The organism is Methanococcoides orientis (assembly GCF_021184045.1).
In the GTDB taxonomy this organism is placed as follows: domain Archaea; phylum Halobacteriota; class Methanosarcinia; order Methanosarcinales; family Methanosarcinaceae; genus Methanococcoides; species Methanococcoides orientis.
On the sequence record NZ_CP073710.1, the window covers coordinates 1779610 to 1805599 of the forward strand.

General features: G+C 43.8%; 23 protein-coding genes and 1 pseudogene. 15 read left to right on the top strand and 9 right to left on the bottom strand.

What is annotated here, in order from left to right:
* The first annotated feature begins 6 nt into the window (after window positions 1-6).
* The 4 genes and pseudogenes from egtD to J7W08_RS08640 all read left to right on the top strand — a co-directional run bounded on the left by egtD (window position 7) and on the right by J7W08_RS08640 (window position 3750).
* Window positions 7-951, top strand: a pseudogene (gene egtD, locus J7W08_RS08625) (L-histidine N(alpha)-methyltransferase).
* Window positions 948-2129 (top strand): aminotransferase class V-fold PLP-dependent enzyme, encoded by a 1182-nt coding sequence (locus J7W08_RS08630; protein ID WP_233084100.1) that lies wholly within the window; start codon window positions 948-950, stop codon window positions 2127-2129. The pseudogene egtD and the gene J7W08_RS08630 overlap by 4 nt, the downstream one beginning before the upstream one ends.
* The gene (locus J7W08_RS08635; protein WP_233084101.1) at window positions 2126-2542 is read left to right on the top strand and encodes a SufE family protein; all 417 of its coding nucleotides are present in this window, start codon (window positions 2126-2128) and stop codon (window positions 2540-2542) included. The genes J7W08_RS08630 and J7W08_RS08635 overlap by 4 nt, the downstream gene beginning before the upstream one ends.
* Before the next feature lie 623 nt (window positions 2543-3165).
* The gene (locus tag J7W08_RS08640; RefSeq protein WP_233084102.1) at window positions 3166-3750 is read left to right on the top strand and encodes a metal-dependent hydrolase; all 585 of its coding nucleotides are present in this window, start codon (window positions 3166-3168) and stop codon (window positions 3748-3750) included.
* 41 nt (window positions 3751-3791) lie between these two features.
* Here the strand turns inward: J7W08_RS08640 and J7W08_RS08645 are convergent, their stop codons facing one another.
* Window positions 3792-4253, bottom strand: a complete 462-nt coding sequence (locus J7W08_RS08645) for a phosphate-starvation-inducible PsiE family protein (protein WP_233084103.1) — start codon at window positions 4251-4253, stop codon at window positions 3792-3794.
* Between the two features lie 229 nt (window positions 4254-4482).
* Here J7W08_RS08645 and J7W08_RS08650 point away from each other — a divergent pair, with 229 nt between their 5' ends.
* On the top strand, window positions 4483-5163 hold the full coding sequence (locus tag J7W08_RS08650) for a class I SAM-dependent methyltransferase (protein WP_233084104.1): 681 nt from the start codon (window positions 4483-4485) through the stop codon (window positions 5161-5163).
* Between the two features lie 61 nt (window positions 5164-5224).
* Here J7W08_RS08650 and J7W08_RS08655 read toward each other — a convergent pair whose 3' ends face one another.
* The gene (locus J7W08_RS08655; protein WP_233084105.1) at window positions 5225-5740 is read right to left on the bottom strand and encodes a GNAT family N-acetyltransferase; all 516 of its coding nucleotides are present in this window, start codon (window positions 5738-5740) and stop codon (window positions 5225-5227) included.
* A gap of 61 nt (window positions 5741-5801) precedes the next feature.
* Entirely contained in the window at window positions 5802-6404 is a 603-nt protein-coding gene (locus J7W08_RS08660; RefSeq protein WP_233084106.1) for an IMPACT family protein, read from the bottom strand.
* A 128-nt stretch (window positions 6405-6532) separates the two neighbouring features.
* Between J7W08_RS08660 and J7W08_RS08665 the strand changes: the two genes are divergently transcribed.
* The 7 genes from J7W08_RS08665 (at window position 6533) to comE (ending at window position 15560) form a co-directional block, all read left to right on the top strand.
* Window positions 6533-7666, top strand: a complete 1134-nt coding sequence (locus J7W08_RS08665; RefSeq protein ID WP_233084107.1) for an aldo/keto reductase — start codon at window positions 6533-6535, stop codon at window positions 7664-7666.
* Window positions 7667-7753: 87 nt separating this feature from the next.
* Window positions 7754-9751: a PAS domain-containing sensor histidine kinase gene (locus tag J7W08_RS08670; RefSeq protein WP_233084108.1), complete on the top strand. Its 1998-nt coding sequence runs from the start codon at window positions 7754-7756 to the stop codon at window positions 9749-9751.
* 271 nt (window positions 9752-10022) lie between these two features.
* The gene (locus J7W08_RS08675) at window positions 10023-12743 is read left to right on the top strand and encodes a sensor histidine kinase (protein WP_259370138.1); all 2721 of its coding nucleotides are present in this window, start codon (window positions 10023-10025) and stop codon (window positions 12741-12743) included.
* 46 nt (window positions 12744-12789) lie between these two features.
* Complete coding sequence (locus J7W08_RS08680) at window positions 12790-13023, top strand: cytochrome b5 domain-containing protein (RefSeq protein WP_233084109.1); 234 nt, start codon at window positions 12790-12792, stop codon at window positions 13021-13023.
* A 185-nt stretch (window positions 13024-13208) separates the two neighbouring features.
* Complete coding sequence (locus tag J7W08_RS08685) at window positions 13209-14453, top strand: cysteate synthase (protein WP_233084110.1); 1245 nt, start codon at window positions 13209-13211, stop codon at window positions 14451-14453.
* A 49-nt stretch (window positions 14454-14502) separates the two neighbouring features.
* On the top strand, window positions 14503-15000 hold the full coding sequence (gene comD, locus J7W08_RS08690; RefSeq protein WP_233084111.1) for a sulfopyruvate decarboxylase subunit alpha: 498 nt from the start codon (window positions 14503-14505) through the stop codon (window positions 14998-15000).
* Window positions 14997-15560 carry a sulfopyruvate decarboxylase subunit beta gene (gene comE, locus J7W08_RS08695; RefSeq protein ID WP_233084112.1) on the top strand — a complete coding sequence of 188 codons (564 nt, stop codon included), beginning with the start codon at window positions 14997-14999 and terminating at the stop codon, window positions 15558-15560. Before comD ends, comE begins: the two co-directional genes overlap by 4 nt.
* Here comE and J7W08_RS08700 read toward each other — a convergent pair.
* The 6 genes from J7W08_RS08700 to J7W08_RS08725 form a co-directional block, all read right to left on the bottom strand.
* The gene (locus J7W08_RS08700; RefSeq protein WP_233084113.1) at window positions 15529-16806 is read right to left on the bottom strand and encodes a methanogenesis marker 16 metalloprotein; all 1278 of its coding nucleotides are present in this window, start codon (window positions 16804-16806) and stop codon (window positions 15529-15531) included. The genes comE and J7W08_RS08700 overlap by 32 nt on opposite strands.
* Window positions 16807-16823: 17 nt before the next feature.
* On the bottom strand, window positions 16824-18824 hold the full coding sequence (locus tag J7W08_RS08705) for a monovalent cation:proton antiporter family protein (RefSeq protein ID WP_233084114.1): 2001 nt from the start codon (window positions 18822-18824) through the stop codon (window positions 16824-16826).
* A 136-nt stretch (window positions 18825-18960) separates the two neighbouring features.
* Window positions 18961-20097, bottom strand: a complete 1137-nt coding sequence (locus J7W08_RS08710) for a hypothetical protein (RefSeq protein WP_233084115.1) — start codon at window positions 20095-20097, stop codon at window positions 18961-18963.
* Window positions 20098-20196: 99 nt separating this feature from the next.
* The gene (locus J7W08_RS08715; RefSeq protein WP_048195591.1) at window positions 20197-21150 is read right to left on the bottom strand and encodes a tyrosine--tRNA ligase; all 954 of its coding nucleotides are present in this window, start codon (window positions 21148-21150) and stop codon (window positions 20197-20199) included.
* Window positions 21151-21269: 119 nt separating this feature from the next.
* Window positions 21270-22001: a tRNA(His) guanylyltransferase Thg1 family protein gene (locus J7W08_RS08720; RefSeq protein ID WP_233084116.1), complete on the bottom strand. Its 732-nt coding sequence runs from the start codon at window positions 21999-22001 to the stop codon at window positions 21270-21272.
* 8 nt (window positions 22002-22009) lie between these two features.
* Window positions 22010-22282: a PRC-barrel domain-containing protein gene (locus tag J7W08_RS08725; protein WP_048195595.1), complete on the bottom strand. Its 273-nt coding sequence runs from the start codon at window positions 22280-22282 to the stop codon at window positions 22010-22012.
* Between the two features lie 190 nt (window positions 22283-22472).
* On the opposite strand from J7W08_RS08725, the gene J7W08_RS08730 reads away from it, so the two are divergent.
* The 3 genes from J7W08_RS08730 (at window position 22473) to J7W08_RS08740 (ending at window position 25985) form a co-directional block, all read left to right on the top strand.
* A complete protein-coding gene (locus tag J7W08_RS08730) occupies window positions 22473-23234 on the top strand; it encodes a ribonuclease H-like domain-containing protein (RefSeq protein WP_048195597.1) in 762 nt (253 codons plus the stop codon).
* A 49-nt stretch (window positions 23235-23283) separates the two neighbouring features.
* The gene (gene uvrC, locus J7W08_RS08735; RefSeq protein WP_233084117.1) at window positions 23284-25089 is read left to right on the top strand and encodes an excinuclease ABC subunit UvrC; all 1806 of its coding nucleotides are present in this window, start codon (window positions 23284-23286) and stop codon (window positions 25087-25089) included.
* Window positions 25090-25283: 194 nt separating this feature from the next.
* On the top strand, window positions 25284-25985 hold the full coding sequence (locus J7W08_RS08740; RefSeq protein ID WP_233084118.1) for a YkgJ family cysteine cluster protein: 702 nt from the start codon (window positions 25284-25286) through the stop codon (window positions 25983-25985).
* Window positions 25986-25990: the final 5 nt, after the last annotated feature.

Genomic DNA, 25990 nt, shown 5'->3' on the forward strand with positions numbered 1-25990 from the left:
GATTTCATGCCACAGGTGGGGGACAGTTCCACCAGGGAAAAACTGGCAGCCTACCTGAGAGCAGACCCTAAAACAATTCCTTCAATGTTCTTCTACGACCATCATGGATCCGAATTGTATGAGAAGATCACTAAATTAGAAGAATACTATCCTCCAAAGATCGAGATCCCATTGCTCAGGTCAACTGCCCGGAAATTGAAACAACAGCTGAAAGACTGCGATCTTGTAGAACTTGGAAGCGGGGACTGTTCAAAGATCTCTGTACTTCTTGATGAGGTCCCGGAAGACATCCGTCAGACCATCGTGTATTACCCGGTTGACGTCAGCAAAAAGGCCATAGAGAAATCTGCCTGCAATCTTCAGGATTAGTACCCTGAAATTGAGATTCACGGGATCACCGCTGATTTCCTTGAGCATATTGAGAAGATCCCGGGGAAAAGAAAACGGTTCTTCTGCTTCTTCGGAAGTACCATCGGCAATTTTACCGAGGCAAGGGCAATGGAATTCATGGCAGATCTCGGAAAGGCCATGAATGAGAACGACAGGCTTCTCCTTGGAGTGGATATGGTAAAAGACATTGACATCATCGAGAGGGCCTACAATGACAGCCAGGGGATCACTGCAGAATTCAATAAGAACATACTGAAGGTCACAAATGACCACCTTGGGACCGATTTCGATCCGGAGGATTTTGAGCACGTTGCATTCTTCAACAGGGAACATTCCAGGATCGAGATGCACCTGAAAGCAAAGGATGATCTGGAGGTAGCAAGCCCAATTCTGGATGAGAAGATAATCTTCAAAAAAGGTGAGACGATCCACACCGAGAACTCTCACAAATACACTGTAGAGGGCATCAAAAGAATGGCAGAGGCTGCCGGACTTTCCGTAGAGAACATCTTTAGCGATGATAAAAAGTGGTTCTCACTTGTTGAAATGGTGAAAAGATGACCGATTTTGCAAAAGATTTCCCGATACTTTCACAGAAGGTGTACGGTAAAAGGCTTGTCTATCTTGATAACGCGGCAACGACCCAGAAACCGGACTCTGTGATCGACACGATGTCTGATTTCTACAAGACGGAATACAGTAACATCCACAGGGGCCTGCATTACCTGAGCGAAGTCTCAAGTGAGAAGTATGAGGAAGCTCGGAAAAAAGTAAGCGACTTCATCGGTGCCCGCGACCCCAGTGAGGTGACATTCACTTCCGGAACAACCGGCTCCATTAATCAGGTCGCACGGTCGCTTGAACCTTCCTTAAGGGGAAACGAAGTTCTGGTAACCGGAGTGGAACACCACTCGAATATCGTACCGTGGCAGCTTGCAGGAGCAAAAGTAAAAGCAATTCCCATGGATGAAGATTGCAAATCGCTGCTTGACTCAATGGAGATCACGAACAAAACAAAATTGATAGCCATCGCACATGTCTCAAATGTTCTTGGTTCTGTAAATGAGATCAAAGAGATCACTGAAATTGCAGAGGATCACGACATCCCGGTACTGGTGGATGCAGCCCAGTCAATACAGCATCTGCCTATTGATGTGAAAGACATCGACTGCGACTTTCTGGCATTCTCAGGCCATAAGATGTATGCATCCACCGGAGTCGGAGTGCTTTATACAAGCAATCGCTTCAGTGACATCATGCCGGCAATAGGCGGAGGAGGCATGATCGATAAGGTAACCTTTGAAGAAACAACATACCTGGCCCCCCCTTTGAGATTTGAAGCCGGCACTCCGGACATCGCCGGAGCAATAAGTATCGGTGCAGCAATTGATCACATGCAAAAAATAGGCATGAACAAAATAAAAGATCATGAGCATGAGGTCTATTCTTACGCAAGGGACAAACTGCTGGAAATGGATAATGTGACAGTTTATGGAAATACTAGCCAGATGTGCGGAGCTGTTTCATTCAACCTGGACAACATTCACCATTATGATACAGGATTGATACTGGACAAGATGGGGGTTGCCGTCAGGACCGGGCATCATTGCGCTCAGCCATTGATGAGATCACTCGGTATCGAAGGCACGGTCAGAGCAAGTTTTGCATTGTACAACACAAAAGAAGATGTTGACATGCTGATCGAAGGGATAAACAAAGTAGAGATGATGTACAAGTGAACGATGCTATCCAGGATGAGATCATAGAACAATTTGAAGGCCTTGAATGGTTTGACAAATATGGGCTCCTCATCTCTTTTGCCAAAGAGCTCGAACCCATGAGTGAAGAATTTAAGACCGAAGACAATGCGATAAGCGGATGCCAGTCCAAGGTCTGGATCAGAAGCCATACTGAAGATGGCAAATTGATCTTTGATCTCGATAGCGATGCGATGATAACGAAAGGGATCATTTCCCTTGTAGCTAAAGTGGTGAACAATCGCCCTCCTCAGGAGATATTGAATGCTGACCTGTATTTCATTGATAAGATCGGATTAAAGTCAAACCTCTCACCTGCGAGATCGAACGGACTGGAGTCGATCATCACCAGAATAAAAGAGGTAGCTAAAGAAGAGGCTGATTCGAACACTTAAAAAGAGTGGAATGATTCCAGAGCATATGGCCCTGTAGACATCCTTATTTTCCAAAGAATAACAAACCAATTTGGTGAGATCTTCACAGCGAGGTTTTACCCGAAACCGCTGTATTTGAACTCAATTCAATCCCTCATTTTCCTAATTGTTACTGAAAATGTACTTTTTAAAAGACGCTATTGCTGATTGATTATTACATACCAACCCAATCCTGTTGTCACACTTTAAGAGTTTAATAGAAGAAATTAATGGAAATTAAAGTTCTCAAAAACAGAGGTATGGGGGAAGACATTTACAGCCCTCCCGATTAATTTTGAGGGGATGGAGAGGAACTAAAAATGCCTTCCATGATAAAAAAATAGAGCTACTACCACCACCACCACGACTTTTTCTTTGAAATTGTACCCCCGTACCCCAAAGTCATGAATTGCAAATAGCTCTTAATATATAACACTAAATTAATAGCATATGAACTTTATGAATGAATTTCGTATGTGCGCATACTCATAATTATGACATTGTGAACGTTATTCGGATTTTTTGAAATGTGCCCCTAATAATTATTTTTAGGACAAACAGGCATCTCAGATAAATTTATACTCTCAGGTGTTCTATCTATTATTATGCCATATCCAGTTGCGCATGTTATGTTCTTCGTATTCTGTATCTGTGCAATAGCAGTCTATACTACCCTTGTGGCGCTCCTTCGCAGAGATATCTCATACCGAGAAATAGGCCATATACTGTTACTGCTACTGACCGGAGGATTCTTTGCACTGTACCCGGACATAATGGCTGTATACAATCTCATTGTAAATGGTACTCTGGCACACTGCTATATTGGAGCGATACCAACTCACTCCCTACTGTTCAGCTCCTCTGCGATCCTTATTGGAGCAATTATTGGATATGTGCTATATCGGAAACCGGGCAAGGCATTGTATACGGGCCTTTTTGCATTTTCTGCATCCCTCTCACATCTGTTACTAGATGATCTTGAAGGAACTGGGATACATTATTTATATCCAATATCCAGTCGGGAGATTAATTTGTTCTCATACATTGGCATAGGATTCACAAGGGACGATCTCGTTCATTCCCTGCTTGCAGCCCATGCACCGATCGTCTTTATCTTTGTTGTGATGATGCTGGCATTGCTTGCTTTGAGTCACCTTGGCTTTGAGTTCAGGTATCACTTCAAAAAGTGAGATTACACCTGCATATAGAAACATTCCTGTTGTCTTGATCCTCATTTATTTCCTGTTTCTTTTTGCTTCCCGGTCATAAATGACGGTACAATATCATGCATGTCCTCAGGAGAATATCTGATGGCAAGCACACGCACGATCCCCAGTACCATTATAAGAGCTGCAAGGGCAAAGATGAATCCGGCTTCGAACTCCTTTGCATACATCCCCACAGCGATCTCACGCATCACGATCAGGATGGTGGCATCAGTAACGTATGTCAGTTTGATGCGCTCATGCTCGTGGTAATCTACAAAGGTGTTGAACAGGTCGATCAGTATGAAGATCGTGAGCACGCTGGAGACCATGTGATTGAAACCAACATCCAGGGATGTAAAAACGGTGAACCTCAAGTCCAACAGGGTCTTTGCCATTCCGACGACCAACGTCAGGAGAAGAAGATACAGGACGATGGTCGTTATTGAATCGATTATTTTTCTGAATACTTTTGTATTGTCTATCATAATTTCGCCTGAAGGAGGAGAAGTCATTTGACATGAACCTCAGGCGTTGAATAGACACAAATACATATAGAATATGTCTGGATAGAATATAGACGGGTAAATTAAATATATATAATATATACTGAATTCACACTCGCTTTGGAAGATGTTGTTAGTCATTTATTAGTAAAACATAGTATAATGAAATACTATCTAAATATTATCAAAGCCAGAACAGGAAACATAGTATATGGCCAATACAACACAATTCATACCGGAAGAGTATGAAAAAAAGGTTCGCAGAACCATTCCATACTATCAGAATTTCCAGAAAGAAACCATCGATCTGCTCAGGACTGTAAAACCTGACTGCAATAACTGGCTTGACACTGGTTGTGGAACAGGTTCATTGGCTGAACTTGCAATAGACACATTTGATAATTGCACATTTCACCTGAACGACCCTTCCGAAAACATGATCAATTACGTGAAAAAGAGGCTGGAAGGCAACTATACCAGAAGAATGTTTTTTCATAACTTTACTACCCTGGATCTTCCGGTTTCCAATATTCCGGAATTTGAGGTCATCACTGCGATCCAGTCGCACCACTACATGAACAGGGAAGAAAGAGCCGCTGCAACAGCAAAATGCTTTGGGATGCTAAAAGAAGGTGGCATCTACGTAACCTTCGAGAACATAATACCAGGATCAGAAAAAGCAACTGATATCGCTCTCAACAGATGGAAAAGGTATCAACTGAAAAATGGAAAAGAGGATATCGTTGTTGAAGAGCATCTGAAGAGATTCAACACAGCATATTTCCCGATCACCATAGAAGAGCACCTTGAGCTGTTAAGAGAAACAGGCTTCAGCACATATGAACTGTTCTGGACCTCTTACATGCAGGCGGGATTCTATGCTATTAAATGACCATCAATGCCCGAAATGACGTCGCGGATTTATTTTTCACCAAAATACCAATATAAAATGATCAGACCTCACTGAACTCCTCGGGATATTCCACAACACCCCTGACATTATCCAGTGCACCATCAACAAGCTCCATTGCCATGAATGCCTCATCCGGCACGTCCTCAAAGGGAGCCCTGATATCCCACTGCGATGCAGGTCTGAAACCAAAGCGTGGATAATATTCAGCATGACCCAGAACGATCACCGACTCATATCCAAGGTTCTCCGCCACGGTAAGCCCTTCCTTTACAAGAGCACTGCCAATACCCTGCTTCTGGAACTTCGGGAGAACGGACATTGGTGCCAGTGAAAGGGAATCAAATTCCTTGCCATCGTCAACGACCTTGATCGGGAAGAACAGGATATGTCCTACAACCTTGCCATCTACCTCGGCAACTAGTGAAAGCTCAGGAACAAAATCGGAGTGCATCCTCAAATTCACAACAAGCTGCCCCTCGTTCACCTGGCCAAAAGCGTGATCATTCACTTCTGTGATCGCGATGTAATCGGTATCTTCTTCTTTTCTGATCTGCATACATGATCCCCAAAAAAAAGATAGATCACCTGAAATAAATAGTTTACTTGCAAGAGGGAGATCAACCATTAATATATGCCACAGTAGCCCTGTTCCGGGTCAGGTCTGTGACCTTTGAGATAAGATCTTCCTCAGTGCCTTTTCTAACTTCAACAGACAGTTCCACGATGTCGGTGTAATTCTCATCCACCAGGTGGCCATATTCTTCGATCAGCTTCTTCACCGGTTGGATGTCGGAATAGGTGACCTTCAATTTCAGGGCTGTCATTTCATGCACTTCAATTATCCCGGCTTCCTCGATGGCTGCAACCGCTGCTTCCCTGTAAGCTCTGGAAAGACCCCCGAATCCCAGTTTTACGCCACCAAAATAACGGGTTACCACCACTGCAACATTGCTCAGCTCCTTAAGCTCCAGCACCTTGAATACCGGCTTTCCGGAGCTGCCTGCAGGCTCGCCGTCATCGTCATACTTTGCCACAAGGGTGCTGCCGTTCTTGATAAGGTAAGCAGAGACATTGTGATTGGCATCACCGTATCGCTCCTTGACGGCAAGCACAAAGGCCTTCGCTTCTGCTTCATTTTTTATGGGAGCAGCATGGCCTATGAAGACCGAATTCTTGAACTCCTTCTGGGCAACACCATCAGACCTGACCGTTCGATACAAAGGATCACCAGCACAACGATTGAATATTAATAACGGTAAACATCTATCATTAGATCAGTAGAAGAAATCCGATGCAATACCGTGCAAGCTCAAGAGATAGCTGATGATACATAAAATAGAGGGATGAGATGTTATACCGCAAATTTGGAAGAACAGGAGAGAACGTTTCAGTACTTGGTTTCGGGTGCATGAGATTTCCTGTGATCGATGGAAAAGATGACCAGATCGATGAAGAGCAGGCAACCCGGATGATCGAATACGCCATCGAACAGGGTGTGAACTATTTTGACACAGCTTATCCATACCACGAAGGAAAAAGCGAACCATTTGTGGGTAAAGTGCTGAGCAAGGGCTATCGTGAAAAGGTCTATCTTGCAACAAAATTGCCGCTATGGCTGGTGGAAACAAGAGATGATATGGACCGCTACCTTAATGATCAGCTCCGCAGGCTTCAGACAGAATACATCGATTTCTACCTCATGCACGGCTTCACAAAAGGTCACTGGGAAAAGATGAAAGAACTGGGAATGTTCGATTTTATTGAAAGTGCAATATCAGCCGGCAAGATCAAATATATAGGATTCTCCTTCCACGACGATCTAGAGGTATTCAAAGAGATCGTGGACGGCTATAACTGGGATTTCTGTATGATACAGTACAACTTCATGGATGAGAACTACCAGGCAGGAAAGGAAGGTCTCCACTACGCTGCAGATAAAGGTCTTGGTGTTGCCATCATGGAGCCACTGCGCGGCGGAAGCCTTGTCCGGATACCGGATGAAGTGCAGCAGATATGGGACAGTGCAGATGTTAAACGCACACCTGCCAACTGGTGTCTGCAATATCTCTGGGACCAGCCACAGATCAGTATCGTCCTGAGCGGTATGAGTAATTTCGAGCAATTGGAAGAAAATATCGCCTATGCAGAAGAAGGAGTTGCAGGATCGCTTTCTGAGAAAGAGCATGAGCTCATCGGGAAAGTTAAAGACGTATATCTTGAAAAGATCGAAGTGAATTGCACTGACTGCAAATACTGCCTGCCATGTCCTTCCGGAGTTAATATACCGGCTGCATTTACCTACTTTAACAGTGCTTCCATGTACGGAAATCTTGAAAAAGCACGTCTTCATTATGACCTGTTCGTGCCAGCTGAGGAAAGGGCATCCAGATGTATTGAATGTGGAATTTGTGAACAGAAATGCCCGCAGCACATTTCAATCCAAAAAATGTTAAAATGTGCGTCAAATGTTTTAGAGTATTGAGGAAATACATATATACATAAAATAATCATATAGATTAAAGTACTCATGGTCATGAGTATAATGTATTCCATTGGGAGGCACTCCCTAATGACAGCTCATATAGAAAGCGGAATAATGCATAATGCATTGAATGTAGAAGAGAACAGATGCAGCATCCTCATAGAGAACATAGCTGACATATCCTACATATTAGATCCGGAAGGAATTATAGATTATATCAGCCCTCAGATAAGGAAATTTGGACTGGACTCCCATAAGATGCATGGCACTTCTTTTTTGAAATACATCAATTCATCAGACCGTGAAGATCTGGAATTCGAATTCCGGAAGATGCTGACTGACAGTACTCCTTTTGACAACTTGCTCAGGGTTCTCGACCAGGATGGCAAAGAACACTGCCTTGAGAACCATGCCGAATTCCAGAGAGGAAGAAATGGGAAGCCATCCAGGATCATCGGCATCATGAAAGATGTCACAAAAAACATCGCAATGCAAAAAGAGCTGCAGAGATATCGCGATAAATTTGATGAAAGCCTGGAAATTCGAAATTCTGAACTGGCAAGTTCCAATGAAACACTTAAACAGGAAATAAAGGACCTGAAAGAAACAGAAGAAAGAATCAGCAGCCTGAGCCAGTTCCAGCAAACCGTTATTGAGAACGCGGACATCTGGCTTGATGTGCTTAACAGAGACGTTGAAGTCGTAATATGGAACAATGCTGCAGAAAGGATAAGCGGTTATACAAGGGATGAAGTTGTCGGCAGCACGAAGATATGGGACCAGCTATACCCGGAAAAAGAGTATCGCGATGAGATATTCTCAACAATTACCAGGATCATAGAAGAAGGGACGAAAGTATCAGATCTGGAAACTATCATCACAAGAAAAGATGGGGAAAAACGAGTCATTTTATGGAACTACAAGAAACTCCTTAATTCAAAAGGAGAGAACATCGGAACGATAGGCATCGGTAATGATATTACCAAAAGAAAAGAAGCAGAAGAGATACAGATAAAGCATGTTCATTTCATGCAGGAACTTATTGATGCCATACCTGCGCCTATATGTTACAAAGATAAAGAAGGAATATATCTTGGATGCAACAAGGCATTTGAGGACTTTTCCGGTATCAAAAAAGAAGAGATAATTAGAAAAAATATCTCTGAACTACAGATTGATATCCAGATCGCTGAATCACATTGCACGGACACGGAACTGATCAAGACAGGAGGATCAAGGACCTATGAAAAAGAAGTGATCTACGCCAGCGATCAGAAAAAACACAATATTATGATCAATAAGTCTGTTTTTACTGACATAAAAGGGGATGTCCTCGGAGTGATAGGCGTAATTATTGATATCACGGACCGTGTCAGGTCTGAGATTATCCTGAAAGAGTATGCCGAACAACTTGAGCGTTCCAATGAACTTAAAGATATCTTCACAGACATCATGCGCCATGATCTTCTCAACCATGCAAATGTGATCAATGGATTTGCATACATGCTCTTGCAAATGGAAAAGGATGAGAAAAAGATAAAGAACCTTGAGAATATCGAGGTCAGTAACCGTAAGCTTATGGAGCTTATCGAATCAGCGGCATCTTTTGCAAAGTTCGAAACTATCGATGACATCAATTTTGAGACAATAGAACTTGCAGGAATGTTAAAAGATATCATAAAACATTTCCAATATCATGCCAAACAAAAGAACGTCGTCATCGAACTTCCGGTACATCGGGAATACAATGCGTTGGCCAATCCTATGATAGAAGAAGTATTTGCAAATCTGATATCAAATGCTATCAAGTATGGCCCTGAAAATTCAAAGGTCATTGTAGATATCATCGATAAAGATACAGATTGGAAGGTCACAGTCACCGATTTCGGAGATGGAATCCCGGATAATGAAAAGTCACTGATATTCGACCGTTTCAAACGTGTTGACAAGAAAGGAGTGAAAGGTACCGGACTCGGGCTCGCCATTGTTAAAAGGATAGTTGACCTGCATGGAGGGGATCTCAGTGTGGAGGACAATCTCGGAAACAGTGGAACCGTTTTTGGAGTAACTTTTACGAAGGTATGAAATATCTTTAATGATCAAATTGATCAAAAATAGCTGTACGGTCACAGATCAGACACTAATAATTTTACAGTTTTGATCTTCAACTTTGCAGTTCACAGATTATACATTAGCAGAGACACTTTGCAAACATTATTGTGTCGATGAACATCGCTTTTTTAGACCAGACAAGTATATTTATATACTCCATCAGAACATAATAATATTCTGTTTTGTTTTTTCATTACCCGGGAGGGGGTAGACTATAAAGACAGATACCATCGACTATGTTTCCATAAAGGATCTCTTAAACAAAGGGGAGGAAAAATATCGATACCTGATCGAGAATACTAAGGATATAATCTACATCACAAATGAGAGAGGTATCATTCTTTACATAAGTCCCCAGATCAAACCATATGGATTTGATCCTGAAAGTATGGAAAACACCTCTTTTGCAGATTACATTCATCCGGAAGACCGTGAAAAACTAGTCGCAGATTTCCGAAAAGCAATGATGGAAAAAAATGCACCAAAAAGTGAGTTCAGATTATTAGACAGTGAAGGAAATATTCACTGGATCGAGAACTACCCTCACTTCCAGAGCGATCAGGATGGTAACTCCCGAGGGTTGATTGGTGTGCTTCGGGATGTAACCGAGCACAAGGATGTAGAAGATGAACTCAAAAAGTATCGTAACCATCTCGAAGAGCTTGTAGAGATAAGAACATCCGAACTTAAAAAGGCCAATGAACAGCTCAAAGAGGAGATAAGTGAAAAAAAGCGTGCTGAGGAAACATTAAAACAGAAAGAACAGCACATAAGCACCCTTTTTGCTGTTGCCCCCATAGGGATCGGACTTACCTGTAATAGAAAGATGCTGGATGCCAATGAGGAAGCTTACAACATACTTGGATACTCAAAAGAAGAGATCTTCGAAAAAGACACTCGCATCTTCTATCCATCTGATGAACATTACAGGCTTGTCGGTGAAGAACTAGAAGCTGTCATTAAAGAAAGACGGACGAGAACTACAGAAACTCAATTCGTGCACAAAGATGGAAGGATCATTGATATTTCCATGAAACTTGCACTTCTGGATCCTGAAGATCCTTCCAGAGGGATCATATACACATTGCAGGACATTACAGAGATAAAAGATTACGAGAAAACTATCAGGGAAAAGGAAGCAAAGATCAGAAGTGTATTCCGTGCAACACCGATAGGAATTGGAGTAGTCTGGGAAAGGGAGTTTAGAGATGTTAATGACAGTATGTGCGAGCTGGTAGGATATTCAAGAGAGGAAATTGTAGGATTTAATACAAGATTCCTTTATCCGGATGAAGAAGAGTACTACAGGGTCGGAAATATATTGAAAGGTTTTGGAGAGGAGAAAGGTCCGATCCAGGCACAGGGTAAATGGATACGCAAGGATGGAAAGGAAATTGACATTGCATTTACTTTTGCCCTTATAGATCCAAATAACCCACCATCAGGAATTACTTTTACAGTAGAGGACATAACTGAAAAATTACTGGCTGATGAAAAGATATGCAACCTCACGCAGTTCCAGCAGACAGTTATTGAAAATGCAGATATATGGCTTAACGTTCTCAACAAAGATGCGGAGGTTGTTATATGGAACAATGCTGCAGAAAAAATAAGTGGATATACCAGAGAAGAGATCATAGGCAGTACTAAGGTCTGGGATCTGCTATATCCGGATGAAAAATATCGTAATGAGGTATTTGCAGAAGCTAAAGCCATTTTAGAACAAGGGAAGCGAGTAGCCGGATTTGAGACCATCATCACAAGAAAAGATGGTGAAGAGCGCATAATATCATGGAACTCTAGAAACCTTGTCAATGAAAATAGAGAAGTCATCGGGTCGATAGCTATTGGAAATGATATTACGCAACTCAAAGAGGTTGAAAAGGTCCAGATAACATATTTCCATTTCCTGCAGGAACTTATAGATGCTATCCCATTACCTGTGTTCTACAAAAATAAAGATGGAATATATCTTGGATGCAACAAGGCATTTGAGGATTTTATAGGAATAAAAAGAGAAGAACTGGTTGGAAGAACTGTTTTTGAAATATCTCCTGAGGACCTTGCAATAAGTTATTATGAGAAAGATAACGAACTTTTCGAAAAAGGTGGAATACAGGTATATGAATCACAATGTGAATCACTAGATGGTTCAAGACGCAGAGTTGTATTCAATAAATCATTGTTCACAGACCTGAACGGAGATAAAGCCGGACTTGTCGGAGCAATTTTTGATGTGACCGAGATAAAGGAAACTGAGGAAATGCTCAGGAAATACGCAAAGCAACTTGAGAACTCAAATGAGCTAAAAGACATATTTACAGATGTTCTTAGTCATGATCTCCTCAACCATGCAACTGTCATAGATGGATATACTCATCTTTTGCTTATCGAGGAAGATGATGAAAATAAGTTACAGAAACTTGACAAAATTGATAACACAAATCAAAAGCTCATCGAAATTATCGAATCTGTGGCAGCTTTTGCCAAATTGGAATCGACGGAGGAGATCGATTTTGAACCTATGGACATTACAAAGATCCTGAATTACTGCAAATCTCATTTTGAATATCAGGCAGCTCAGAAGGATATAAACATCGTGCTAGGAACAAAAGACAGGCATGATGCACTTGTAAACCCGATGATCGAGGAAGTTTTTGCAAATCTTATATCAAATGCTGTAAAATACGGTCCTGAAAATGAAAATATCAAAATTGATGTTAAAGATCAGGATGAATACTGGAAGGTCACAGTAACTGATTCAGGAAAAGGTATTGCAGATGAGGACAAAGACCTGATATTCGATCGTTTCAAACGAGCAACAGGAAATTGCAAAATAAAAGGAAGTGGGATTGGTCTTGCAATTGTCAAGAGGATAGCTGAACTCCATGGAGGAAAAGTTGGAGTAGAAGATAATCCGGATGGACCGGGCAGCGAATTCTGGGTAACTTTAAAGAAAGCGTAAATCATTATTAACACAAGGATAATATATTGACACGGAGGTTATTAAAGTGGAAGAATTTACAAAAGAAGAACTTTCAAAGTACACTGGTAAGGACGGTTCAAAATGCTACATAGCATATCAGGGAAAGGTCTACGACGTAACTGACAGCATGCTATGGGATGACGGAGATCATCAGGGAATGCATGAAGGCGGTATGGACCTTACCGAAGAGATGGATGACTCCCCACATGATGATGACGTCATGGAAGAGGTTCCTGTTATTGGAACATTGATAGATTGAAATATCTTTTTTGGAGATAATTTATCCCATTTAGGGGCATGGCTGAAAATGCCCATAAATATTTATTTTACACTTTTTGCAGAGAGATTTCCCCAAAGTCCACATTAAGTGCCATAGAAACCCAAATCGGCAATTTTTGCCTTTTTAATGGAAAAATATATAAGTAGATTCTCCGACTTGACCCCATGAACAAGTATGTCGTGAAATGTCCGGAGTGCGGACAAGTCAGGGACCCATATGCATTACATTGCCCTAATGATGATGCATTGCTGCGTACAGAGTATTCTAAGAAACAGATAGAACCGACAGACATGCCGGGCATCTGGAGATATTACGACTGGCTCCCGGTAAACGGTATCATAGAGGAAGGTTCCGGCAGACCTGTGACATACAAAAGTGAGGAGTTTGCAAAAGAGCTCGGACTTAACGACCTGAATATCACTTTCAATGGCTATTGGCCTGAAAAAGAGGCTTTCATAAGAACATGCAGCTTCAAGGACCTTGAGTCATTCCCCACAATGCAGCGACTGATAGAGAATAATGAAGAGCGTATAATGGTGGTCGCATCTGCCGGTAATACTGCCAGGGCCTTTGCACATGTGGCATCCATAACAGGACAGAAATTGCTGCTGATCGTACCAAAGAACAGCGCCCATCGGCTCTGGACAGCAGATGAGGACTCCTCTTCCATCTGCACGGTGACCGTTGATGGAGACTACTACCAGGCCATTGCACTGGCAGAAAAGATAGCATCAAGAGATGATTTTGTAAGCGAAGGCGGTGCCCGCAACGTTGCCAGAAGGGATGGTATGGGAACCGTGATGCTGGATGCGGTACTTACCACCAAAAGCCTGCCACAACATTATTTCCAGGCAGTTGGCAGCGGAACAGGCGGAATTTCAGCATGGGAAGCATCCATGAGGCTTCTTGAGGACGGTCGTTTCGGCAACAACATGCCACGACTTCATCTTGCACAGAACCTGCCATGCGCACCCCTCTACTCATTATGGACAGGCATTGAGCTCACAGGCCGCTGTCCTGAAGAAATGCATGATGATGTGCTCTACAACAGGAAGCCGCCATACTCAGCGATAGGCGGTGTGAAAGATGCACTGGATGATACAGACGGGGCCATCTACGGGATCACTAACAAGGAAGCTGAAGCTGCACAGAAGCTCTTCGAAGAAAGCGAAGGGATCGACATATTGCCAGCCCCTGCTGTTGCCTGTGCTGCACTGATAAAGGCACTGGATGCAGGCGAGGTCAAACCCGATGAGCAGATCGTCCTGAACATAACCGGCGGAGGACAAAAACGATTAGAAGAAGCATTTTCGACACAACTACTGGAGATCGAACTTGCCTTATCCCCAACAGACCCGGATGCGGAGAAAAAGATACTGGAAAAGGTATCTGAGTTTTTCGGGAAATGAGGTTGCTTAAAATGAGCAATGCTATCAAGCTGAAAGTGTGGTGAGAAAAATGGACCCAAGCATATCAGTATTCAATGGTATGAGAATGACAGGCATCGACCTTGTTGTCAGTGTACCCTGTATCAACCTGAAGGACATACTTCCGATGATAGATGATGACCCTTCCATGATCCATGTGCCTGTGACCCGTGAAGAAGAAGGCGTGGGCATCTGTGCCGGTGCTTACATGGGAGGAAAGATACCTGCAATGCTCATGCAGAATTCAGGACTCGGAAATTCCATCAACGCACTTGCATCCCTTAACAAGCTGTTCCACATCCCCCTACTACTGATCATGAGCCACAGGGGTGTGGAAGGTGAAACTATCTGTGCCCAGGTACCTATGGGTCAGCTTACAACATCTTTGCTTGATACACTTGACATACCATATGTCGTGCCTACCATAGACAATGTGGAAGAAACGATACTTCATGCGTGGGCGATCGCATCGGAGAAAGGGCGACCGGTTGCAGTCCTTCTTGAGATAGGATTCTGGGAGGCAGAATGAAACGCATAGACGCAATATCCATGATAGCTAGAAAAGCGGAAGAGAAGAACTCACTCATAGTGTGCAACATTGGATTACCCTCAAAGGAACTGCACCATGTGAAAGACAGAGCCGGGAACTTCTACATGCTTGGATCCATGGGACTTTCATCTTCCATTGGCCTGGGGCTTTCCCTCTCCGTTCCAAAGCGACATGTTATCGCAATTGACGGCGATGGTTCTGTCCTCATGAACATGGGCAGTCTGGCAACTATTGCACATCAGAGACCCGAGAACTACCTTCTTGTTGTGATAGACAACGGTACATACGGATCAACCGGGGACCAGCCTACAGCAACGTCCCTTGGAACTGACCTTGGTGCTGTTGCAAAAGGAGCAGGGATACAGGACGTTTACACTACAAATAATGAAAAGGAACTTGAGCAGACACTTAAAAAAGTTGACAGGGGAGTTGTGATCGCACGCGTGGGTGCAGGAAATGCATCCGTACCTATCATTGGCCTGTCCCCTGAAGAGATAATCGAACGGTTCATGACTGAATGTGCTCGACCATCTGAGTAAGTTTGAAAGAACCTTCGAGGATCTTCTCTTTTAATTTTTCTGAAAGCTCCAGAGCCCTTTTCTTGTCAGACTGTCGCAGGACGATCGGAACGTTCGCCGAATGGTCACCGAGCTCGAAATTGATGGAACCCATGTTTCCGGTGAACACATCCCCCACACACAGAGTTGTGCACAGGCCACAGTTAAAGCATGCATACCTGTCAAGTTTCACTTTGTCCCCATCAAAGCTTATAGCAGCCATGGGACAGTTCTCCTGAGGTTCGCATAAGGCGCAATTGATACATTCTTTCGGATCGAACGTTACTTCCAGGTCCACGTCTTCCCATACGTCACCATAAGTGGAATAACCCACACAAGCCCTTTTATCCACAGCCATTACTGACATCTTGATCTGCCTGTCACGCTCTGCTATCGCATCCACTACCGAAGGGTCGGTCACAGCTATGGGCACTGCCCATGAAACGATACATTCCGGACCTGCTGATGTGAAAAAGCCACCCATGTATTCAGGGTCCATACCGTGCATATCTGCAAAAGCCGTAAGGTTTGGTTTTTCCTTGGCGCTACGGGTACCGGAACCAAGTATGAAACCTTCTGAGCCGTTCATAAGGATGCGTGTTCCAATACCGATGGACTTCAGCAGAGGGTCGTTCTTTACAGGATTGATCTGACCGCACCCGGAGATCGTGGCCTCTGTTAGCCTTGGTCCGAAGTCGATGGCATGGAATATGGAAGATACGGTATCATCAGAGGTGTTAACAAAAGCTGAATAGTTCTTGAAAGCGTGACGTGTACCATACATCATGGCATACGGCATATCTTCAAGTGTAACTTGTGTCGTGAAGGTAACATCATTGTCAGTTACCACCCTGACATCCACCGGGTTTCCTGCTGCAAGGTCACGGAAGAGATGGCCGGCACCATAGTGGTGGTCATCCAAGCTGTGATCTGTACCAAAAAGCATCAGGTCAAGGATACCCAACCTTTCGTTGGGACAGGGACCCACATGAGCAGGAACCCCGTTCATGTAGACTTCCTTCGCACGCAGGAAACTGCAGGGTGCATCCACAGGGAAAGAGAGGATCACATAGGTCCCGCTCATGATAGCACGTGTTGCTGCTGTCACAACATCCACTTTTTCGACATCTTCACCACGGTCTGCAAGTTCACAGACCTCCTGTGCAGTAAGCACAACAGCTTCACCTTTACCAATGCTTTCGTTTATACTTTCAATGCTACGTTCCATATAACCCCTCCATTTCCTTAATCGATATTCCCGCCTGCAAATAGCGGATCTACTTTTGAGATCATTTCCGGCGTGCCCATCAGTACGACCACGTCACCCGACATCAGTGAGAGATCAGCATCCGGACTTGCAAGAATTTCCGAGTCTCTGCGGATCGCAAGTATTGTAACACCATATTTTTTCCTCAGGCCAAGCTGAGTAAGTGTTTTCCCAACTACATAGGAAGATGACCTTACCCTTACATTCGTAATGTTCATTTCCGGAATATCAACTTCCATGTCATAGATGTTCATTGTACCGGACAACGTTCTGAACATCTCATAACCATCCGAACGTATCTCTGAGACCAATTTATCGATCTCATCCTTTGGAATAAGATATCTCTTCATCAGCCTTACGAATATCTCGATGGATGTCTCGAACTCCTCAGGAATAACCTCATTTGCACCCAGTGCATACAGAGGTTCCATTTCCTGGAGATATTGTGTACGTGTAATAATGTGTAGATTCGGATTTAATTTACGTGAAAGTGAAACAGTTCTCCGTGTTCCCGCCGGATCGGATATGCAGACCACCAGAACCCTTGCATTCTTGATGTCCGCATGTTCAAGCACGCCTTTCTGGGAAGAATCACCATAATAGACAAGCTCCCCCTTTAACTGTTCTTTCCTAACGGTTTCCGGGTTGGTATCGAGTATGAGATAGGGAATTCCTGCTACCGTTGCTGCCTTTGCAACAGTATGGCCATTGAAACCGAAACCTGCGATGACAAGATGGTCCTTAAGATGTGTCTTTTTGTCAAGAATATCCTCCATAGCCCCGGGATGGAAGCCACATTTGAACTTTGATGGCAGAGGCAGATTCACGACCCGGTCCGCGACCCTGGGTGAAATTGACATTACAGATGAGGTTACTCCCATTGTAATGATGGAGACCACAAGGAACAGTTGGTACACGTTCTGATCAAGGATACCAAATTCCAGCCCGAACCTGGAAAGAACGAATGAGAACTCACCAACCTGTGCAAGTGCAAGTCCCCCCAGGATCGCCGTACGCAGGGGGAAGCCAAGCAGGTATGAGGCCAGGCCGGCTAGTAATGATTTTAACAGAAGTACCCCGGCAGCCACAAGTATGAACAGCACAGGGTTCTCAAAGAAGTGTCCGATATCAAGCAGCATCCCTATGGAAATGAAGAAGAAACTCATGAAAATATCACGGAAAGGAATGAGGTTACTAAGTGCCTGATGGCTGTATTCGGATTCAGAGATGATCAGACCTGCGAGAAAAGCACCCAATGCAAGAGATAGTCCCATGCTGGATGTAAGCCAGGCGACCGAAAGGCAGACAACAATGATGCTCAGGAAGAAGAGCTCGGAATCCCGGGTCTTCGTTATCTGATAGAGAACGTTCGGGACGATCCACTTAGCACTGGCCATGACCAGAACGATCAGGCCGATGCCTTTTCCAATTATGGGAAGCAGTGCTGCATCTCCGGTGGAACCCACCCCTGCCAAAAATGGTGTCACCAGTATCATGGGAACTACAATGACATCCTGGTAAAGCAGAATTGCAAGGGACAGACGTCCATGCGGAGCATGCAGTTCACCCCTCTTCTGCAAAAGCTTGAGCACGATAGCCGTACTACTCAGGGAGAATAAAAAACCAATAAAAACGGATTCTGCAAAACCGTATCCGACCCAGGAAGATATGAAATAGACAACTGCTATTGTAAACAGTACCTGTATGGAACCGCCAATAAGGACAGCCCGTTTCATGCTCCAGAGATCCTTTAAAGATAACTCAACGCCGATCGTGAAAAGCAGCAGCACTATGCCGATCTCAGCAAGCACTTCTACTTCTTCAATGGCATCTATCAGACCATAACCATGAGGTCCTAATAACATACCCGTAAAAAGAAATCCGACAATTATGGGTATATGAAGACGGTGGCAGAAATAAAGAATGGCGATGGACAAACCGAAAATTATGGTAAGATTATTTATTATGAAAGATTCCATCAAGCCTTCCCCCGAATAAATACCAGAAATATACTAATGTTAATCTCTGTTTCAGGTAATATATAAGATAATAAGATAATGCGATCGATAAAAAGATAGGCCATATTAAAAATATGACTATCCGGGTCTTAAAAGATCAGGAGTTCTCCACACCAAGAAGACTTGCGAGTTCCAGGCCTTCACTACCAAACTCAGAAAGCTGGTCGAACAATTCGGCCTTGCTGACATATTTCTCGGTACGTGTTCCATCAGTCTGCTCGATCTTTATTGTGATCTCGCCATCAGAATACCCTCTGTCAATGCATTCGTTGATGATATCCGTGAACTGCTCAGCGATCAGTTTCAGGCAATCGAATGTCTGGTTGTTACGAATAGCATCCTCACCATCGAGCATAAGCTTGACAAGGGTCTTCCTCTTAACATGGGACCGGATATAGTCCCTAAGGGCATCCAGCATTGATCTTACATTCTCTTCTTTGACAGAGTTCATGAGTGCAGGATCTGCTGTGGTCTCATTGCCATCATAATAGATCACAAGGGAATCACCGCTCATATCGACCTTTAACCGCTTGGTAGCTTTCTTGTTAACGAACATTGCACTAATTTGATGATCGTCAAAATCCAGGGTTGAAAGACGGAAATCGGACACATCTTCCAGCTTCACTTTATCTTCCTTGTATATGATACCGGACCTTGTCCAGGTCGGTAAAAAGAGAGTGCCGAAGAATCCTCTTATTGTTGTAGAACTATCGGTAAAGGTAAGTTCGGACTCATATTCCATTCCGGAAACCGTTGAAGTAAGCTTACCCCGCAGAACATTCCGGTCCATGGAAGCAAAATACTTTTCTGTTGTGCCATAAACACCACCTTCAAAGAAGGGATCGAGTATTGAAAGGATCTGCCTTTCCACATCATCCAGACCTTTGTCTATATTCTTGTTAATGCTCTCTATCTCAGAAAGCATGGCACCTGAACTCTTGTTGAAAGAAGACTCGCATGCATCAAGAATAGAATTTCTGTAATCAAGGAGATCTTTTAATTCAAACTCTCCGGTAATGTTGTCAATGAAATCCAGGATCTTACTATTACTGGACTCCAGTTCTTCGGACCCCTTTTCCAGAGATGTTCGCCTGCCTATCAGATCATCATTATTCTCAATGGAAGCATTTTCAATAGGAAGAACTTTGCTGGAGGTATAAACAAAATCCTGAAGATCCTGTATAACATCCCTCTGAATAGATAATTCATTAGAATCTTGAAATGTATATTTCATGCGGTTCCCCAATTCGACTAATTCTTATTGAGTTAATTCTTATAGTGCAAACGTTAAATAGATTACGTAGACAGCAGAAATTCTGCTGTCTCTATCAGATTATCCAAGAACTGACCTTACAGGGTCAAGTATCTCATTGATGTACTTACCGGCACCGTTCTTCAGGTCCATTGGATGAAGACTTCCGTCTGCAAATACTGTCTCAAGTTCTGCATAGCTCTTGCACACAAGGTCGCCGCCAAACTTCTCCGGCCTTTCGAAGACGATCTCATCGTAGCGAGGCATTATGTGATACTTGAATAGCTCAAGCATCGGATTATCTTCAATAACACCTGCAGGACAGAATGCTTTCTTAAGCTTTTTATTAATGGATGCTGCATCATCGTCCACTGAAATATAGTTCTCGTTGGATGATGACATCTTGGTACCATCCAATCCGAGAAGTATCGGAGTGTGGATGCAGAGCGGAGCTTTGAAGCCAAGGCCTGGAAGCCCTTCCCTTGCAAGCATGTGGATCTTCCTCTGGTCGATACCACCTACTGCGACATCCACTCCGAGAAGTGCGATATCAATAGCCTGCATGATGGGGTAGACCATCTGGGAAACCTTAGGGTCTTCCATTTTCCTTCCAACCTCATCCATGCTTCTCTTTGCCCGGTTCAGTGAAGTTGACTGGGTGAGCTTGAGCACATTAAGCATGTATTCAGGAGAAAGCTGGAAATCAGAGCCATATACAAAATTAGTCTTTTCCGGATCAAGTCCAAGTGCAAGGAAACATTCCTTGTTGTAGTCCGCGGTCTTGCGTACTTCTTCCATCGTACCTTTCTGGTTCAGGTATGCATGGACATCCGCAAGAAGGACAGTGATCTCAAATCCTGCTTTCTGAAGGTCCATTAACTTGTTCACAGTAAGAACGTGGCCCATGTGGATCTTCCCACTAGGTTCGTAGCCGGTATATGCTGAAGGGTTTTCCTTGGTCTCCAGCAATGTTGTAAGCTCCGCTTCTGTGACAATCTCCTGCACGTTTCTTTTTATAAGATCGATCTTTTCCATGAATTCACCTTCAATATCATAGTAGAATTAAACTGATCACTATGAATGATGGGACTTTAAAGTCAAGTCATCACCATATAGATTACGGTACATTAGTAACCAATATAGAGTACTGTACATCAGTGACCCATAATATATTTTTTCAAAAAATCAGTCCCATCATCGGATGAGAACATGGGAATATCCCAATCCTGGACCACTTTAGACCTTTTGCTCCGGGTCCTTTCATTTTTCACGGGGTCAAAACCGGTCTTATGATACTCGGTCTTGTGTATTACAACACCCCTTTTTTGCCATGATGGAACCTTATCAAGGTTTATTCCACGCTGGAACAACATCTCATGTATATCCTGAGCCTTCTTACCCTTGATAGCAGCTGCAGCTTCCTTTTCGCTCAGGCCCTCTGAACGCAGCGTGTAATATCCATATGAACTTACACAGTTCCTCCAGGCCTCGTTCTGGCGCCAGACCAGATACTCAGGAACCTGACCTTTTTCGATAGGGATGATCCTTGAATCAAAGGACACAGGCTCATCGAGACCCATCTTAATAGTAAAAGCACTGCTAAGGTAGCTGGCGACCACAGAATCAAGTTTCTCGACCCGGCCATCAAAGGGCAGGTCAAAGAAAAGAATGCTCGCCTCGTCAGAAAAAGTATATGCTAGCGCTGCATTCATTCCGCTTTTTTTGAAGAAAAGTTCCAGAGAATCCGCCATAGCAGATGCAAACCTTTCATCATACGGCTTTTCGCAACCAAGCCGTGAAAGCGTATTTTTGAACGTCCTGCCATCAACGCGTATGATCACAGGAGCAATGCAGCGCAGATCTGAATAGATCTCCCGCTGTTTCATGAGAAGGATCAGTCTTCTTTTTCTTCCTCTTTTGCAGGTTTCTTGAACCTTTTAACGATATCACGTATGAGGACAATGTCCCCGGTAGTTACAACCCATCTATATGGAAGGATGACCCCCCTGGTCGCAACATCAAAGATATCACGGTTGATGTCTGAAAGAGCAAGGCCTGAAACGACCCTCTCATCCACATCAAAAACGAGATCGTTCACTTTTCCCACATACGTACCCTGATTCGTATACACATTTAATCCAAACAGTGATGTTATATCTGCGCGCATGATAGCCCCTGTTGTCTTGATCTATTAAAATTATAAATATGATTTACATGTTGATAATATATATAAAATGCGTATTGATGTGCCTTAAAGGCTTCCAAATACCTTACATTAACAACATATCATCCAACATATCATAACGCACCATCATTAAATAGAAGTATAGCTGAAAAGTCCAGAGGGGCAAAAAAACATGCTTACAAGCACCTACATACATATTCCCGGCATAGGGAAAACAATTGAAAAACGGATATGGGAGAGCGGGCACTGCCAGTGGGACGAATACCTGGAACACCAGGACTGCATTTCAATACCTGCAACGAGGAAAGAAAGGATCGAAAAAGGGATTATCGAATCCAAAGATCACCTTGCAATGAGAGATTTCGAATACTTCGCCAACTGCCTCCCGGGTGCAGAACACTGGAGAGCATTTGAGCATTTCTCGGATTCTGTCGCTTATGTAGATATTGAGACCACCGGCCTCTCTGCTAATAGTTCCTGCATTACTGTTGTAGGGATCTACGACGGGAAAGATGCAAAAACGTATGTCAAAGGAATTGACCTTGATGACATCGTAGAAGAGCTGGAAAAATACGAGCTTCTGGTATCCTTCAACGGGGCACGCTTCGACCTGCCGTTCATCAAGCACGAATTCCCGGAAATAAATTTCAACCAGCTCCATGTGGACCTTATGTACCCTCTGCGTCGCATTGGACTCACGGGAGGGCTTAAGGCCATCGAGAAAAAGCTGGGGATACAGAGAACTGATGATACGGTCGACATTACCGGGTTCGATGCAGTCCGGCTCTGGCACGAGTACGAGCGCGGAAATGAGGAATCGCTGGACCTTCTTCTTGAATACAACCGGGAAGATATCGTCAACCTGGAAACTATCATCAATAAAACATACACGCAGTTCAGCGAAAGGACATTCGAGAAGACCCTCGGAAAATGAGACAAAGCGTCGTTCTTTTCCTTCAATATAAAGAGGATGACAGAATATAATGAAGCCGGACATATCCAATATCCCTGACCTGCCGGGCGTCTACCTGATGAAAGATGGCTCCGACAACATTATTTACATAGGAAAGGCAAAATCCCTGAAGAAGAGGGTCAGCCAATACTTCCAGTCCGGAAAGAACCATTCTTCAAAGACCAAGGCAATGGTCAGGAAGATCGAGGACATCGACTACATTGTTACGGATTCTGAGGTAGGGGCACTGATACTTGAGGCAAATCTTGTAAAGAAGAACAGGCCCCATTACAACATCGACCTGAAGGATGACAAACGATATCCTTACGTGAAGGTCACGGTCAATAAGAAGTTCCCGAGAATATTCATAACACGCAAGAGGCTCATGGACGGAGCCCTTTATTTCGGACCCTATACCAACGTCAAGCCTGTACGCCGTACACTTGACATGATATCGCAGGTATTCAGGATCAAAAGTTGCAACCGGAAGGTCGACGGGAAGAGAACACGACCATGCCTCAATTATCACATCGACCGCTGTTACGCGCCCTGCAACGGTTCCATTTCCAAAGAAGAATATCGTAAGAACGTCATGGAAGCTGTGAAGTTCTTCAAAGGTGACACCGCAGGAATCATCAGTTCCCTACAGGAAAAAATGCAGGAGCATGCAAAAGCACAGGAGTTCGAAGCTGCTGCTGCGGTGCGTGACCAGATCGCAGCCCTCAAAAGCCTGTCCGAGCAGCAAACAGCCACAGCAGGGAACGATGACAGTGACCTCATAGCCACGGCAGCCGATGAGGAAACAATTTTCGTGCAGATATTCTATATCCGTGACGGGAACATGGTAGGCAAGGCCGATTTTTCACTTTCATGGGGAGATGCAGCAGGAGATATCACCAAAATTGTCGCGGAGTTCATCAAGCAATATTATCAGGATGCACCGGTTCCTCCGGAGATCCTTGTGCAGTACCAGATACCTGAAAAGGAACTTATCACAAAATGGCTGTCTGAAAAAGCATCCAGAAGTGTCAGCATACAGGTGCCTGCAAGAGGAGATAAGAAAAAGCTACTTGACATGGCTGCAAGGAATGCGGTCATGACAATGGAACAATCGCATATAAAGAAAAGTGACCAGGAGACTGCACTACAGGCACTGGTACAACTTCGTGATGAGCTCTCACTCCCTACCCTGCCGGTACAAATAGAGGGCTTTGACATCTCCAACATATCAGGGACTGATGCCGTAGGATCACTCGTGGTTTTCAACAACGGAATGCCTGCAAAGGACAAGTACAGGCATTTCAATATCAAGACCGTAAAAGGCATCGATGACTTTGCCATGATGGCAGAAGTGGTCAAGCGCCGGTACAAAAAACAGAAAACTGAGGATAACAAAATGCCTGACCTGATACTCATCGACGGTGGCCCGGGACAGGTCGGTGCTGCAATGGGATCACTTAAGGAACTGGGACTTGACATTCCCCTGGTCGGTCTGGCAAAACGGTTCGAGCATATCATCGTCCCGAAGGAAGGACAGGACGAGGTTGTCATACTTCCACATACATCCGATGCGCTCAGGATGCTCATGCAGGTGAGGGATGAATCACATCGCTTTGCAGTCTCTTCACATCGAAGAAGACGTACTGCAAGGTTGTCCCATTCTGAACTGGATTCAATACCAGGAATCGGCTCATCCAGAAAGAAAGCCCTTCTGAACAATTTCGGGTCCATCGATAAGATTGGGCGCGCTTCTATAGAGGAACTTGCGGAAGTGGAAGGTATCAGCAGAGGACTTGCTGAGAAGATCGCAGATCATTTCAAGAGCAAACAGGATTGAACATGGCCAGTCCCCAACCCCGGGACCAATATAGCATCATACTGACTCCCGGATAGATATAAAGAAGGAAGGATGAAAAAGAGATAAACTGAAGTCAGGCTTTGAAGTTGAGATAGTATTTTATTGGCAAAGTATCTTAATATCGGGTATCTTAATGTTGAAACAGGATATCGCATAAAGAACGATAAAAGGTGATGGAAGTTAATTCTATAGACGAACAGATCGAGGATACAAAGAAGGAACTTGAGGAAATGCTTGCATATCCTGATGAGAAACTGATCGACATCATCAAGGAAGTGGGGTTTGAATGCGACATGTGTGCCAAGTGCTGTACCAAAGAGTTCAACGACCATGTGTTCCTGCTCGACAAAGATACAGAGTTCATTAAAAGCATTGATCCAAACCTTATCAAACCTGCACCTTATTACGAGTTCTGCGACCAGAACGGGCGATTCTATGTTTCAGGTTATGCACTAAGAACAAAGGAGGATGGAAGTTGTGTCATGCTTGAGAACAAAAGATGTACCATGTATGACAGAAGGCTCACCATCTGTCGGCTTTACCCTTACATGCTCCACAGGGAAACGGATGATGAAGGAAACCTTGACTGGAGACAGATATCCGGACTTAACGAGCACGGGTGCTACCACTCCGAAATATCGGACAGTGAAGCTGAAAAAATAGCTGCAGACACAAAGGCTTATGAGGAAGCATACCTTCGCCAGCAGATAAGGTTCCTCGGGAAGGTCAGGGATCACTTCAAAAAGAACGGGCTTCGCCACGTAAAATCGATCTATGACAGGAAGATGCGTTCTTTTTCCAAAGGCGAAGAGATCGAAGTTTACGTATATTACAAGGACGAACTCGAACTTTCACGAGCATCCGTTGATGACTGAATAAC

Bases quoted from the DNA above. Each gene is read 5' to 3' on its own strand.
- J7W08_RS08630 (WP_233084100.1), top strand. From the start codon at position 948: ATGACCGATTTTGCAAAAGATTTCCCGATACTTTCACAGAAGGTGTAC.
- J7W08_RS08640 (WP_233084102.1), top strand. From the start codon at position 3,166: ATGCCATATCCAGTTGCGCATGTTATGTTCTTCGTATTCTGTATCTGT.
- J7W08_RS08645 (WP_233084103.1), bottom strand. From the start codon at position 4,253: ATGATAGACAATACAAAAGTATTCAGAAAAATAATCGATTCAATAACG.
- J7W08_RS08650 (WP_233084104.1), top strand. From the start codon at position 4,483: ATGGCCAATACAACACAATTCATACCGGAAGAGTATGAAAAAAAGGTT.
- J7W08_RS08655 (WP_233084105.1), bottom strand. From the start codon at position 5,740: ATGCAGATCAGAAAAGAAGAAGATACCGATTACATCGCGATCACAGAA.
- J7W08_RS08665 (WP_233084107.1), top strand. From the start codon at position 6,533: ATGTTATACCGCAAATTTGGAAGAACAGGAGAGAACGTTTCAGTACTT.
- J7W08_RS08670 (WP_233084108.1), top strand. From the start codon at position 7,754: ATGACAGCTCATATAGAAAGCGGAATAATGCATAATGCATTGAATGTA.
- J7W08_RS08685 (WP_233084110.1), top strand. From the start codon at position 13,209: ATGAACAAGTATGTCGTGAAATGTCCGGAGTGCGGACAAGTCAGGGAC.
- comD (WP_233084111.1), top strand. From the start codon at position 14,503: ATGGACCCAAGCATATCAGTATTCAATGGTATGAGAATGACAGGCATC.
- comE (WP_233084112.1), top strand. From the start codon at position 14,997: ATGAAACGCATAGACGCAATATCCATGATAGCTAGAAAAGCGGAAGAG.
- J7W08_RS08700 (WP_233084113.1), bottom strand. From the start codon at position 16,806: ATGGAACGTAGCATTGAAAGTATAAACGAAAGCATTGGTAAAGGTGAA.
- J7W08_RS08705 (WP_233084114.1), bottom strand. From the start codon at position 18,824: ATGGAATCTTTCATAATAAATAATCTTACCATAATTTTCGGTTTGTCC.
- J7W08_RS08710 (WP_233084115.1), bottom strand. From the start codon at position 20,097: ATGAAATATACATTTCAAGATTCTAATGAATTATCTATTCAGAGGGAT.
- J7W08_RS08715 (WP_048195591.1), bottom strand. From the start codon at position 21,150: ATGGAAAAGATCGATCTTATAAAAAGAAACGTGCAGGAGATTGTCACA.
- J7W08_RS08720 (WP_233084116.1), bottom strand. From the start codon at position 22,001: ATGAAACAGCGGGAGATCTATTCAGATCTGCGCTGCATTGCTCCTGTG.
- J7W08_RS08725 (WP_048195595.1), bottom strand. From the start codon at position 22,282: ATGCGCGCAGATATAACATCACTGTTTGGATTAAATGTGTATACGAAT.
- J7W08_RS08730 (WP_048195597.1), top strand. From the start codon at position 22,473: ATGCTTACAAGCACCTACATACATATTCCCGGCATAGGGAAAACAATT.
- uvrC (WP_233084117.1), top strand. From the start codon at position 23,284: ATGAAGCCGGACATATCCAATATCCCTGACCTGCCGGGCGTCTACCTG.
- J7W08_RS08740 (WP_233084118.1), top strand. From the start codon at position 25,284: ATGGAAGTTAATTCTATAGACGAACAGATCGAGGATACAAAGAAGGAA.